Consider the following 12,444-nt stretch of genomic DNA (forward strand, 5'->3'; position numbering starts at 1 on the left):
TCACCAAGAACATCACAGGAGGCGACGCAATGAGTGACCCGATGGATGTCCTGGCCCCCGAGCACCGGCGGCTCCGGATTGGCGACGTCTGGCGCGACGCCGCCGGCGGAGCCACCTTTGTCGTCGAGGACCCGGCCACCGGCAAGACCATCGCCGAGGTGGCGGGCGCCGGCGTCGTCGACGGGCTCGCCGCTCTGGACGCGGCGAGCAAGGCAATGGCTGAGTGGGCGGCGACCCCGCCGCGAAAGCGGTCAGAGTTGTTGACCGCGACGTACCGGGCACTGACCGAGCGATCCGAGGAAGTCGCCCGGCTGATAACGCTCGAGATGGGCAAGCCGCTCGCCGAGGCTCGGGGAGAGGTGGCCTACGGTGCCGAGTTCTTCCGTTGGTTCGCCGAGGAGGCGGTGCGCGTCGAGGGGCGCTACAACGTCGCTCCCGCTGGTGGATATCGCATCCTCACCGTGCCGAAGCCGGTCGGACCGTGCGTCTTCGTGACGCCCTGGAACTTTCCGTTGGCCATGGGCGCCCGCAAGATCGCTCCTGCGCTGGCGGCGGGCTGCACGACGATCACCAAGCCGGCAGCCCGGACGCCACTCACCATGCTGTTCCTGGCCCGCATCATGGAGGAGGTCGGCGTTCCCCCGGGCGTTGTCAACGTCGTGACAACCGAGCGTTCCGGCGAGGTGGTCTCAGCACTGCTGGCCGACCGTCGGACCCGCAAGCTTTCGTTCACCGGGTCGACCGAGGTCGGGCGCGTGCTGTTACGACAGGCGGCGGACAACGTGCTGCGCACCTCCATGGAACTGGGCGGCAACGCGGCCTTGATCGTGTGTGCCGACGCGGACCTGGACGCCGCGCTCGACGGTGCCATGGTGGCCAAGATGCGCAACATCGGGGAGTCCTGCATCGCGGCGAACCGAATCTACGTCGAGGAGCCGGTGCGCGAGGAGTTCACGGCGCGCTTCGCCCAGCGGATGGGCGCGCTCTCGGTGGGCCATGGTCTCGACGACGGCGTGGACGTCGGGGCGTTGATCGACGAGGCCTCGGTCACCGAGATCGACGAGCTCGTCGCCGACGCGGTCAATCGCGGCGCCCGCGTCCTGGTGGGCGGCGAGCGTCCGGATGGGCCAGGCCATTTCTACCCGCCTACGGTCATCGTCGACGTGCCCGAAGACGCGCGGATACTGCAGGCGGAAATCTTCGGCCCGGTGGCGCCGATCATCTCGTTCACGTCCGACGACGAGGTCATGGCGAAGGCCAACGACACCGAGCACGGCCTGGCCGGATACGTCTTCACCCGTGACCTCCAACGGGCGCTTCGGTTCACCGAGGGGCTGGACACCGGGATGGTCGGCATCAACCGCGGTCTGATCTCGGACCCGTCAGCTCCGTTCGGAGGCGTGAAGCAGTCCGGCATCGGCAAGGAGGGGTCGCACGAGGGCATCCTTGAGTACCTCGACGTCACCTACGCGGCGATCGACCTACCGTGACCGGTTTGCTGCTCCGGGTGCCCGCCGAGGATCAACGCGCCCTGTGCACACATGACCTGACCGGCCTCCACCCGTGGGGCGGGAGCCGGGCCATGGCCGGCACGAATCCGTTGGCACCCGGGGACGCCGTCGACTCCGCCGGTGTGCGCGCCACAGACGCGGCCGCGGCGGTGGATGGGGCGATCAGCCCTTTCGGTGGTCCCAAAGGCTACGCCCTCGGGCTCATGATCGAGGTGCTGGTCGCGACCTTGACTCGTACCGCCCTTGGCGACGATGTCCGCGGGACCCCGACTGACCCGCCCACCAGGGGCGACGTCTTCATCGCGATGCACCCGAGGGCGCCCGGGCACGACCGAGTCCGGGAGCCCGGCGCGCGCCTGCGCCATCCGGCAGCCGACGCCGTCCCGGTCTCGCAGGTGAACTGGACGTCCGCCCAGCACATCACCGCCGACGTTCCAGAGAGGCACTGACATGCTTGAGACCGTCCGCGGACCACGCCAGCTGATAGTGGGCGAAGGGGTCGCGCAGAACATCCCACGAGTGGTGGCCGAGTGTGGCTCGCGAGTCCTCATCGTGACCGACCGCGTTCTTCTGGGGCAGCCGGGCGTGGCCGAGATCGTGGCCGCCGTGCGGGAGAAGGTCGAAGTCGTCGGGGTGTTTGCCGACGCGACTCCGGACGTGCCGCTCGCCGATGTCGCCCTGGCCGTCTCGGTCGCCGCAGAGGTGGACGCCGACGTAATCCTCGCCATCGGGGGTGGCACGGTGATCGACCTCGCCAAAATCGTCGGCGTCATCCGGCGCCACGGTGGGACGCCGCGCGACTTCTACGGCGAGTCGAAGGTGCCGGGGCCGACGATTCCTCTCGTCGCGGTCCCGACGACGTCAGGCACCGGATCCGAGCTCACGCCCGTCTCGGTGTTGACCGACCCGGACCGCGAGCTGAAGGTGGGGGTCTCCAGCGTCCACATCGTGCCCGACTTCGCCATCGTCGACCCCGAGCTCACCTACACCTGCCCTGCGACCGTCACTGCCCACTCCGGCATCGACGCGTTTTGTCACGCGGTGGAGAGCTACACCGCGCGACCCCGGGCCCACGGGCCGCGCGACCCGGTGGAGAAGGTCTTCCTCGGCCGCAACCCGATCACCGATCACTACGCGCTCCTGGCCGCGAAGCGGATCGCCCGCAGCTTGCCCCATGTCGTCAGGGACGGAGGCGACAAGGACGCGCGCGCGGACATGTCCTATGGGTCCATGCTGGCCGGGCTCGCATTTTCCCACGCAGGCAACGCGGCTCCGCACGCCCTCCAGTACCCCATCGGCGCAGCCACCCACACACCGCACGGCCTGGGCGTCGGGCTGCTGCTGCCCTACGCGCTGGACGCGGCCAGGGATGCCATCGTCGACCGGTTGACCATCCTCGCCGGGGTGTGCGGGCTCGACGTGACCGACGCCTCGGATGCCGAGGCCGCAGATACGTTCCTCACCTGGCTCGACGGGCTCCTTGCCGACATCGGCATCCCTGCCACCTTGGCGGACATCGGCGTGGCACGCGCCGACCTCCCGCGCTTCGCGGAGATGGCCAGTGGCGTCACCCGCTTGATCCAGAACCATCCAGGCCCGACCGACACCGCCAGTCTGACCGCGATCCTCGAAGCGGCCTGGATCGGGGACCGGACCCGACACGTCCTGACTCCGGAGCAGAGATAGTGACGGGCCTTTCACATGACGGCGAGTTCCCTGCCCCACCCTGGGTATCGGAATGGTCGGCTACGACTCAGCCAGCACTCCAGCAGGATTTCGCTGTCTGACCTGGTCTTTCGCCGGGTGGCGGGAGTGTAACGGGACTTCGATCGTGCGGGGGCGGTCTCACGGAGACCGCCCCTCGATCGTGCGACAACGCCGCAGGTAGTGACAGCGGCGGGCGACTGCCTGGCGTCGGCGGCGCCAGTTCGACCAGCTCAGCGCGTGGTGTCGTCCGCGGTGTCCGCTCAGGTGCGGGGGCCGGGCACGACAAGCTGCCAGGAGTCACCGAACCTCCGCCACTGTGAGCCCGATGAGCCCGGGTGTCTCACCTGTTCCGCCCCCTTTTCCCAGGGCTGGTGTGCCGTGACGGCCAGGAAAGCGTGCGCGAGCATGGTCAGAGTGATGTGCCGATACCAGCCCACGTAGCGACGGACTTCGTACTGGTCCAGGCCGCACTCGTTCTTCGCGGCCTGGAAGCACTCCTCGATCGCCCAGCGTGCCCCGGCGACCCGCACCAGCTCCTGGACGGTGACGTGAAGGGGTGCGTAGGCGAGGTAGTAGGCGATCTCGTCGGGCTTGCTGATGCTGCGCCGGGCCAGTGCCCACCGCATCCGGTGAGGGACCTCGCCCTGATAGTCGAACTCGGCGACGGCCGGCAGCCGCGCCGCTGCCCAGTGGTAGAGGCGGGGCCCCTTCGCGCCGTCGCCGCATGAGATCTTCTCCCACGCTTCGTCCGGGGCCCGCCCGAACAGAACCTCGATCCGTGAACAGACCACGCTGAACTGGGACTTGGGCACGGCCAGCATGTAGCCGACACCCGACTGATCCAGCAGCCGGCGGAATCGGTTGTCCTGACCGTAGGCGGAATCCGCGGTGACCCAGGGAATGGGCAGCGGCGAGGCGAGGGCCCGCAGCGCCATGTGCCGAGCCAGTTCGCCCTTGGTGCCGAACTCCCGCTCGTCGGGGCCCCTTGCCGCGCGGCAGCGTTCCCGGTCCTCGGTCCAGGACTTCGGGAGGTAGAACTCTCGGTCGACCAGAGCCCTGCCGCGGGTGGTGGCGTAGGCGGCGAAGACGCCGATCTGGCAGTTCTCGGTGCGGCCTGCGGTTCCGGAGTGCTGGCGCTGGACCCCGGCTGAGGTGGTGCCCTTCTTGATGAACCCGGTGTCGTCGCTGATCAGGACACCGTCGCCCTCGCCGAGCCTGTCGGCGACATATTCCTGCACGTCGTCGCGGATGTCGTCGGGCTCCCACTTCGATCCGGCGAGGAGGTGTTGCAGGCCGTCAGGGGTGGGATGGAGTGGCCGGCCTGTTCGGCCAGCTGCCAGCTGTTCTTGCGGGCTACCGGGGCGAGCAGCCCGCGTACGTAGTCACGCATGCGGCGGCGGAGCTCGACTCGGTCGAAGCGGTGCCCGATGGTCAGGAAGAGGTCATCCAATTCGAGGTCCCATTGCGCGGCGGCAGACTCGGTGATCACCCTCGGAGGCTGCCCCGCTGGTGTCACTACCGGCGGCGTTGTCGCACGATCGAGGGGCGGTCTCCGTGAGACCGCTCCCGCACGATCGAAGTCCCGCTACACTCCCGCCGCCCAGCGAAAGACCAGGTCAGACAGCGAAATCCTGCTGGAGTACTAGTTCTAGGGCCGCGCCGCCTCGCGGATCGTACGCGGCGCCGCTCCCAGTTCGCGGCGGCAGGTCTTGTTGAAGGCCTGGAGGTCCGGGATGCCGACCGCCGCCGCCACCGCCGGGATCGGCATCGTCGAGGCCTGGAGCAGATGCCGGGCGCGCTCCATACGGCGGCGGCGGATATAGGACACCACCGTGTCGGCCGTGCCCGTGCGGAACAGACGGGTGAGGTGGTTGTGCGAGATCCCCGCCGCCCGGGCGATCCCCGGCACCGGCAGCGGTCCCGCCAGCCCCTGTTCGATGTACGCGAACGCCGCCGCCAGCGCCGGATGCGACTGCCCCGCCGCCTCCTGGCCGCCGCCGAGCTGCGCCGTGTGCCACAGCACCGTCCACACCTCCGCAGCCGCCCGCGCCGGCGACACCGGCATCGCGGCCACCGCGTGCCGCAGCAGAGCGGTGAGCACCGGGGCCTCCGCGCCCGCGTCCTGCATCACCGGCACGGTCCGCCGCTCACCGCGGCCGGGCAGCGCGAAGTGCGCGTACAGATGCTCGTTCCGGCGCGACTCGTAGTGGAAGTGCACCTCTACATCCGGCGGCACCAGGCTCACGTGCCCGGGCCGGATGGGATACCGGCCGCCGCCGAAGGCCAGCTCGCCGGAGTAGGTATACAGGTGCAGCTGCCACAGGCCGGGAAGCCGGAAGACGTCGTGCGAGCCGAGGGTGCCGTGCATGCCGACGCCCGCGTTCACCGCCCGCGGCGGTTCGTCCAGCGGCAGCACCACATGACCGGTCATGGTGAGAAATTACCAGTAGTCGATGAATAGAGCACACGACAGGCGAGCAGGCCCTTTCTAGGCTTGCCGTATGTCAACCAGCAAGCAGCTACTGAACTCGGCCCAGGTGGCGAGCTTCGTCGCACACGGCTCGCTCCGCCTGGACGCCGTCGTACCGCCGGAGATGAACGAGCAGGCCATCGGCGTCTTCGACGCCGGGATCCCCGAGGTGCCGTTCGGCACCCCCGTGGACGAGGCCTTCCCCGAGGGGTCCTTCGCCCGCCGGCTGATCGAGCTCCCGGCCGTCGCCGGCGCCCTGGAGAGCCTCGTCGGCCCGGGCCCCACCGTCGACCACCACTTCGTCCACGTCCGCGAACCGCACGGCGGCGAGGCCCAGCCCCTGCACGCCGACGCCGTCATCGACATCCGGCCCGACGCGTTCGACGTCCAGCTCATGTACTACCCGCAGGACGTCACTACCGAGATGGGCGGCACCCTCAGCGTCCCAGGCAGCCATCTGCGCCGCACCAACGAGTCCGACACCGGCCGCTACCAGAACCTCCGCGGCCAGACCCGCCTCGCCTGCCCGGCCGGCACGGTCGTCCTGCTGCACCATGGCATCTGGCACGGCGGCCGGCGCAACGACAGCGACATCCTGCGTTACATGTTCAAGATCCGCTTCAACCCGACCGTCCCCCAGGTCCGCCTCTGGGACACCTCCGACCTGGACGACCCCGCCGTCGCCAGGGAACTCAGCCGCACCTTCCCCTGGTACGAGCCCGCCACCGGCCGCCTGGAAATCTACAACCGGGTGAAACTCTGGCGCGCCCTGACCGGCGACGACACCTTCGACATCGACTACTGGGCAACCCGCGTCACCAACCGCCCCACCCTCCGGAGCCACGCATGAAGCAGCAGGTCCTGGTCCTCTATCTGGCCAACTCGGCGCTCGACTCCGAGGTGGTGGGCTGGTCGCAGTACGACGGCACGGGCCACACCAGCCCGACCACCGGCGACAGCGACGAACCGCCGTACGAGACGGGCGTCGCGGCGCTCCAGGACGGCTGGCGACTGTTCCAGGCCGCGCAGCTGATCCCGCCGTACCCGGGCGCGGAGTACGACACGTCGTTCCTGAAGCACGAGTTCTTCTTCGAGAAGCTCCAGGGCTGAACGCGTAGGGGGCGCCCTCCGCGGAGGGCGCCCCCTACGCGTGTGGCGGCCCTGCGCTACGGACCACGCTGTACGGCCGGCATCGGGCTGCGGGCGCGGGGGCTTCGATCAGGGTAAGCCTGTTCCTGGCTTGCCCTTGCCGAAGGCGGGGCTGGGCTTGGGCAGGGCCGTCTTCAGCAGCAGTAGCGCAGTCTCGGGGAGGTGCGGCTGGAGCCGGGCGCCAACGTAGCCGCCGAGCCGAACTGAAGGGCCGTTGGCACCGCGGTGCGCCGTCAGTGTGTGCCGGGTGTGTGACGGGAGGGGTACGGCTGTGCCACGTGATCGTCAACCGGGTGTTGTGTCATGCCGGTCACCGCTTAGCATCACGTCGGACGCATGGTGAATGGTGATTCCAGGGGGCTTGCGGTCGTGAGCAGGGAAGCGGTGCGCCTCGGCTGCGCTGTCGCGGTGAGCGGCTTGGCGCTTGCCGGCTGTACCTCCGGTGGGCGCGGGCCGTCAGAACCGACGTCTGCGAAGAGGGCCGCTGCCACGACGACTGCCGGCCCGTCGGCGACCACTGTCGTGGACACCGACCCTGCCGCACTGCCGAAGACAACCGCTCAGGCTACCTCGCTGATCCGGGGCGTCATCCCGGACGCCGCTGCCTTCGGCCCCGGCGCCGTCCGCCGGGCCCCCTACGAGAGCGACCCGCGGCGCTGGCCGGTTCTCGGCGACGACTGTGTCTGGCAGCAGCAGGCGCTCCCGAAGGACGTCCTGGCCACTTTGACCCGGTCCTATGAGATACCGGCGAGTGGCGCCAAGGGTCCGCTCCGGCTGAGTGCCGTCGTCACGGTGCATCGCAATCCGGCGCAGGCCGACTGGGAGAGTGCCGAGGTGCTAGAGGAGATGATGCGCTGTCCCACGCAGCGGCTGCGCTCGGACGAGGTGATCACGTCCCTGAACGACGTCCCGAATTCCTTCGGTGATTCGGGCAACGCGTATGCCGATGACACTCTCACCGAGCTCGGCGCCTACACGGGCGCTGACGTCGGCGGTCCCCACCCGTACATCTGGGAGCAGGCGCGCATCGGCCAGTTCACGCTCGCGGTCTCCGCCAAGGGTGCCAAGGGCTGGTCCCGGGCTGACCTGTTCGACCGGTTGCGGGATCCGCAGGTCGGCATGCGGGCCCGGCTCAGAGCCGCGATCGAACGCGACACACCGGAGCCCAGCAGTTCGAAGGGCGATCGTTGATGATCGAGAAGCTCACCCTCACCGATCCGGCGCGCATCGGCGGTCACCGTCTGCTCGCCCGGCTCGGTGCCGGCGGGATGGGCGTGGTGTATCTCGGGCGTGCCGAGTCGGGGGAGTTGGCCGCCGTCAAGGTGATCCTGCCCGAGTACGCCGACCAGGCCGAGTTCCGCGCGCGCTTCCGCCGTGAGGTCGCCGCCGCCCGGCGTGTGGACAGCCCCTGGGCCGTGCCGGTCACTGGCGCCGACCCGGACGCGGCCGCGCCCTGGCTCGCCACCGCGTTCGTGTCTGGCCCCTCGCTCGCCGAGGCTGTCGCCACCTGCGGTCCGCTGCCGTGGCGCGGTGTGCGCGTGCTGGGCCGGATGCTGGCCCGTGCCCTGACCGCCGTACACGACGCGGGACTCGTCCACCGCGATGTCAAGCCCGGTAATGTGCTGCTCGCTGTCGACGGCCCGCGCCTCATCGACTTCGGCATCGCCCGCGCCACTGAGGAGACGGCACTTACCTCGGCCGACATGATCGTCGGCACACCCGGCTTCCTCGCCCCGGAGCAGGCCCGGGCACAGCCTGCCTCGCCTGCCAGTGATGTCTTCTCCCTCGGCTGTCTCCTGTCCTACGCGGCCACCGGCCGCCTGCCCTTCGGCACCGGTGCCGTGGACGCCCTCCTGTACCGCACCGTGCATGACGAGCCCGACCTCGACGGTGTCCCCGACGACATCCGCGCCTTGCTGGTGCGCTGCCTCGCCAAGGATCCGGCCGCCCGGCCCACCGCCCGCCAGGTGGACGAGGCGCTGGTGGAGGACACGCCCCACGACACCGTCGACTGGCTGCCCGACACCGTCGTACGACTCATCGCGGACCGCTCCGCCGCGATGCTCGCCCTGCCGGATATCGAGGCGACGGCCCTCGATGGGAGGGCGGACGAACAGCCGACGGAAGTTCTCCCGCCACCTTCCACCAGCCGCCGCCGTTTCCTCCTGCTGAGCGGCGGCGCGGCCCTGCTCGCGGCCGGTGGCGGTGCTGCCCTGTGGGCCGCGCAGCGCGACGACGCTACCGCCTCGTCCGTCGCCCGCCGCTGGGTCCTCGGTGTCCAGGCCGACCTGACGGGCCCGCAGAAAGCCATCGGCCAGGCTCAGGAACGCGGCGTCCGGCTGGCTGTCGAGCAGTTCAACTCCCGCAAGGACAAGCCCTTCATGCTCGTCCTCAAGACGGTCACGACCGGGGCGACGCGACTCGTGCCGCCAAGGTGGCCCGCACCCTCGCCGCCGACCGCGACCTGCTCGCCGTCATCGGCTCGACCGGCGACACGACCACCGGGGCGAGCCTCGACAGCTACGACGCACAGCTCGTCCCCCAGATCACGGCGTCGTCCGCGCAGTCCGAGTACGGCACCGCGGAGCCCGGTCGCTTCCTCCAGGCCGTCCCCGGCTACACCAGCCTGCCCGGCACGGCGGCCTACTCCCTGCACACCCAGGGCGCCCGGCGCGTGAGTGTGCTGATCGACCGCGACGGCGGCATCCCGGCCTGGCAGCTCGGCCGGACGATGTTCCAGTACCTCGGCGTCCTCAAGATCGCCGGCCAGCCGCGGGTCGCACCGCGGCTGGCCGAGACCCTCGCCCCGGTGGTCGCGGAGATGGTCGCACACCAGATGGACGGCTTCGTCTACATGGGCACTCCGGCCCGCGGCGCGGCCGTCGCACGCGCCCTCGCGCGGACGGACTTTGACGGCCTGCGCGTGCTCGGCTACCCGGCAGCCGGACCGGAGTTCCTGACCGCCGCGGGTAGAGCCGCCGACGGCTGGCAGATCTTCGCCCCATATATCGAACCGTCGGCCGCCTCCGTCCGTGCCTTCGCCACCGCCTACCGAAAGCGCTACGGCTCCGCGCCCCCCTATTGGGCGGCCGAGGCGTACGACGTGGCCCGTATGGTCATCACCCGCCTCACCGAGGCAGGCGGCCGGCCCTCCGGGAACCGGCTGTACGACCTGCTGCAGAAGGGCGCGTACAAGGGACTCGTCCGGACGTATGCGTTCGACAAGGACTACCGGTGGTGGCTCAAGAGCTCTGACGTCTTCCGCTACGAGGTGAAGGATGGCCGGTACTCCTACGCGGGCAAGGTCGGCATCTGATGCAGCCCCTGACTGCTGACGACCCCGAGGACATCGGCGGGCACCGGCTACTGGCCCGGCTTGGCGCGGGGGGCATGGGCGTCGTCTACCTCGCCCGCGCGACAGGCGGGGCGCTCGTCGCCCTCAAGACGATCCGCGCCGAACACGCGGCGGACTCGGCCTTCCGCATCCGATTCCGGCGCGAGGTGACGGCGGTCCGCGGCCTGACCGGGCCCTGGCTGGTGCCGATCGTAGCCGCCGACACCCAGGCCAGGGAGCCGTGGCTGGCCACGCAGTTCATCCCCGGACCCTCACTGGTGGAGGCGGTCGATGGCTTCGGCGCGCTGCCCGTCGCTGCCGTACGGACTCTGGGATGCCGGCTGGCCGATGCGCTCACCGCCGTCCACGCGGCGGGAGTTGTGCACCGCGATGTGAAACCGGGCAACGTCCTGCTCGCCCTGGACGGTCCACGCCTCATTGACTTCGGCATCGCCCACGCTGCGGGCGCCACCGCCCTCACCGCACCCGGCGCCGTCATGGGCACGCCCGGCTTCCTCGCGCCGGAACAGGCACAGGCCCGCGCCGGGGAGGTCGGCCCGCCCAGCGATGTCTTCTCGCTGGGCTGCGTCCTGGCGTACACGGCCTCGGGCCGGCGCCCGTTCGGCACTGGATATGCGGCGGGCGTCCTGTTCCGTACGGTGCATGAGGAGCCGGATCTGGCGGACGTCCCCGGCGAGCTCCAGGCTCTGATCGGGGCCTGCCTGGCCAAGGACCCGGCCAGCCGTCCGGCGGCCGCCGAGGTCGCGGCGGCGCTCGGTGACCCGCGGGCCTTACTCGCGCGGGAAGTGCCCGAGGCACCAAGGGCGCACTGGCTGCCGCCCGCGGTCCTGCGGGTGGTCGCCGAACGCTCCGCACGAGCGCTGGACGTGCCCACCCCCCAGCGCCCCCCACGGCATCCGATGGGCGACGACCCGGCCGCCGACCCGGCGCCGTCGCCCGCGAAGGACGCCTGCTCTCCGACCCGACGGCGCGTGCTGCTGATGGGGAGCGCGGCGGCCTCCGTGGTCGCTGCCGGCGGCGGGGCCGCCGCCTATCTGGCTGCTGGCAAAAGGGACACAGAGGGCTCGGGCGGCGCCCTTCCCGTATACACCCTCGGTTTCCAGGCCGACCTCAGCGGCGCAAACAAGGCGGACGGCGTGGCGCAGGAACGGGGGGCGAGGCTTGCCGTGGAGCAGCACAACGCGCGTGCTGGCATCACGTTCCGCCTCGCCCTCCACACCGTCGACGACCGGGGCGAGGAGACCGGCGCGAAGCAGGCGGCCCGGCGCTTCACGGAGGCCAAGGTGAGTGCGGTCCTCGGACCCAACACGGTCACCGCGGCGCTCGCCGCCGGCCCGCTCTACCAGAACGCCGGCACGGCCATGGTCCTGATCTCCCTCGACGACGACAGACTCACACCGTCCAAACTCAGCACCCTGCGTGTCACCCGAGCACCCGAGTCCTACCTGGCGCTGCCGCTGGTCTCGTATCTGACCGCCGCACGACCGGTCGACCGCACGGTCGTCATCGACGACCAGGCGGCGGGCCGGACGGGATCGGACCTCACCAACGTCATCTCGCAGACGCCGCCCCATGAAGGCACGACAACCATCCACCCCGTGGCGGCCGACAGCGACAACTTCGCTCCTGCCGTTCACGCCGCCCTCGCCGCCAAAGCACAGGCCGTCGTCTTCAGCGGCACATCGACAGAGCGCGCCGCACGCTGCGCCCGCGCACTCGCCGACGCGGGCTTCACCGGACCGCGCCTTGGCACCTGGCACATCATGCGCCCGGCCTTCCTCCAGCAAGCCGGTACCGCAGGCCAGGACTGGTTGTTCGGCACCCCGTTCACCGACCCCGGCAGCGTGGCCCACACCTTCCAGACCGCCTACCGCGCCAGATACGGCACGGCACCCGGGCGCTGGTCCCCGGAGGCGTACGACGCCGTGGGACTGGTCGCCCGCACCCTGGAGAGACTGAGCGGAGCCGCCGACATCGAACCGGGAGCCGTGGCCCAACACCTGTTCGACGTCAACCACCAGGGACTCGCCAAGACCCTCCGCTTCACCTCCGACGCCACCCACAGCCTCGATCCGAACCGGGGCGCGTTGTACTTCCTGTTCCAGGCGAAGGGGAACGCCTTCCACTTCCTGGGACGCTACGACCAGGTCAAGTAACTGATCGTTTCAGAATGAAGGTCGGAGTCGTCGGAGGCAGATGATGCTGCAGGCGAGTTCCAGGAGGCCCTGGTGGAGGTCGGCGCGGCGTTCGTA

Annotated in this window: 8 protein-coding genes and 2 pseudogenes; 8 read left to right on the forward strand and 2 right to left on the reverse strand. The window is 70.3% G+C overall.

What is annotated here, in order from left to right; all coding sequences use genetic code 11:
* The first annotated feature begins 29 nt into the window (after window positions 1–29).
* The 3 genes from PV410_RS29435 to PV410_RS29445 are packed head-to-tail and all read left to right on the forward strand — an operon-like array spanning window position 30 to window position 3,197.
* Window positions 30–1,490, forward strand: a complete 1,461-nt coding sequence (locus tag PV410_RS29435; RefSeq protein WP_500328789.1) for an NAD-dependent succinate-semialdehyde dehydrogenase — start codon at window positions 30–32, stop codon at window positions 1,488–1,490.
* Window positions 1,487–1,960, forward strand: a complete 474-nt coding sequence (locus PV410_RS29440; RefSeq protein WP_500328790.1) for an Ldh family oxidoreductase — start codon at window positions 1,487–1,489, stop codon at window positions 1,958–1,960. Before PV410_RS29435 ends, PV410_RS29440 begins: the two co-directional genes overlap by 4 nt.
* Before the next feature lies 1 nt (window position 1,961).
* On the forward strand, window positions 1,962–3,197 hold the full coding sequence (locus PV410_RS29445; protein ID WP_500328791.1) for an iron-containing alcohol dehydrogenase: 1,236 nt from the start codon (window positions 1,962–1,964) through the stop codon (window positions 3,195–3,197).
* Window positions 3,198–3,478: 281 nt separating this feature from the next.
* On the opposite strand, the pseudogene PV410_RS29450 reads toward PV410_RS29445, so the two are convergent.
* Both PV410_RS29450 and PV410_RS29455 read right to left on the reverse strand, forming a co-directional pair.
* A pseudogene (locus PV410_RS29450) lies at window positions 3,479–4,707 on the reverse strand (IS701 family transposase).
* A gap of 159 nt (window positions 4,708–4,866) precedes the next feature.
* Complete coding sequence (locus PV410_RS29455) at window positions 4,867–5,649, reverse strand: AraC family transcriptional regulator (protein WP_500328792.1); 783 nt, start codon at window positions 5,647–5,649, stop codon at window positions 4,867–4,869.
* A 70-nt stretch (window positions 5,650–5,719) separates the two neighbouring features.
* Between PV410_RS29455 and PV410_RS29460 the strand changes: the two genes are divergently transcribed.
* The 5 genes and pseudogenes from PV410_RS29460 to PV410_RS29480 all read left to right on the forward strand — a co-directional run bounded on the left by PV410_RS29460 (window position 5,720) and on the right by PV410_RS29480 (window position 12,348).
* Entirely contained in the window at window positions 5,720–6,538 is an 819-nt protein-coding gene (locus PV410_RS29460) for a phytanoyl-CoA dioxygenase family protein (protein WP_500328793.1), read from the forward strand.
* Window positions 6,535–6,798, forward strand: coding sequence for a hypothetical protein (locus PV410_RS29465; RefSeq protein WP_361013646.1), 264 nt, complete (start codon window positions 6,535–6,537; stop codon window positions 6,796–6,798). Before PV410_RS29460 ends, PV410_RS29465 begins: the two co-directional genes overlap by 4 nt.
* A 561-nt stretch (window positions 6,799–7,359) precedes the next feature.
* Window positions 7,360–8,028, forward strand: coding sequence for a hypothetical protein (locus tag PV410_RS29470; RefSeq protein WP_500328794.1), 669 nt, complete (start codon window positions 7,360–7,362; stop codon window positions 8,026–8,028).
* Window positions 8,028–10,153, forward strand: a pseudogene (locus tag PV410_RS29475) (bifunctional serine/threonine-protein kinase/ABC transporter substrate-binding protein). The gene PV410_RS29470 and the pseudogene PV410_RS29475 overlap by 1 nt, the downstream one beginning before the upstream one ends.
* Entirely contained in the window at window positions 10,153–12,348 is a 2,196-nt protein-coding gene (locus PV410_RS29480; RefSeq protein ID WP_500328795.1) for a protein kinase domain-containing protein, read from the forward strand. Before PV410_RS29475 ends, PV410_RS29480 begins: the two are co-directional and overlap by 1 nt.
* The last annotated feature ends 96 nt before the right edge of the window (window positions 12,349–12,444 follow it).

This window comes from Streptomyces sp. PA03-5A (assembly GCF_033792725.1).
Taxonomy (GTDB): Bacteria; Actinomycetota; Actinomycetes; order Streptomycetales; family Streptomycetaceae; genus Actinacidiphila.

Excerpts from the sequence above, each read along its gene's own strand:
- PV410_RS29435 (WP_500328789.1), top strand. The coding sequence starts at position 30 with ATGAGTGACCCGATGGATGTCCTGGCCCCCGAGCACCGGCGGCTCCGG.
- PV410_RS29445 (WP_500328791.1), top strand. The coding sequence starts at position 1,962 with ATGCTTGAGACCGTCCGCGGACCACGCCAGCTGATAGTGGGCGAAGGG.
- PV410_RS29455 (WP_500328792.1), bottom strand. The coding sequence starts at position 5,649 with ATGACCGGTCATGTGGTGCTGCCGCTGGACGAACCGCCGCGGGCGGTG.
- PV410_RS29460 (WP_500328793.1), top strand. The coding sequence starts at position 5,720 with ATGTCAACCAGCAAGCAGCTACTGAACTCGGCCCAGGTGGCGAGCTTC.
- PV410_RS29465 (WP_361013646.1), top strand. The coding sequence starts at position 6,535 with ATGAAGCAGCAGGTCCTGGTCCTCTATCTGGCCAACTCGGCGCTCGAC.
- PV410_RS29480 (WP_500328795.1), top strand. The coding sequence starts at position 10,153 with ATGCAGCCCCTGACTGCTGACGACCCCGAGGACATCGGCGGGCACCGG.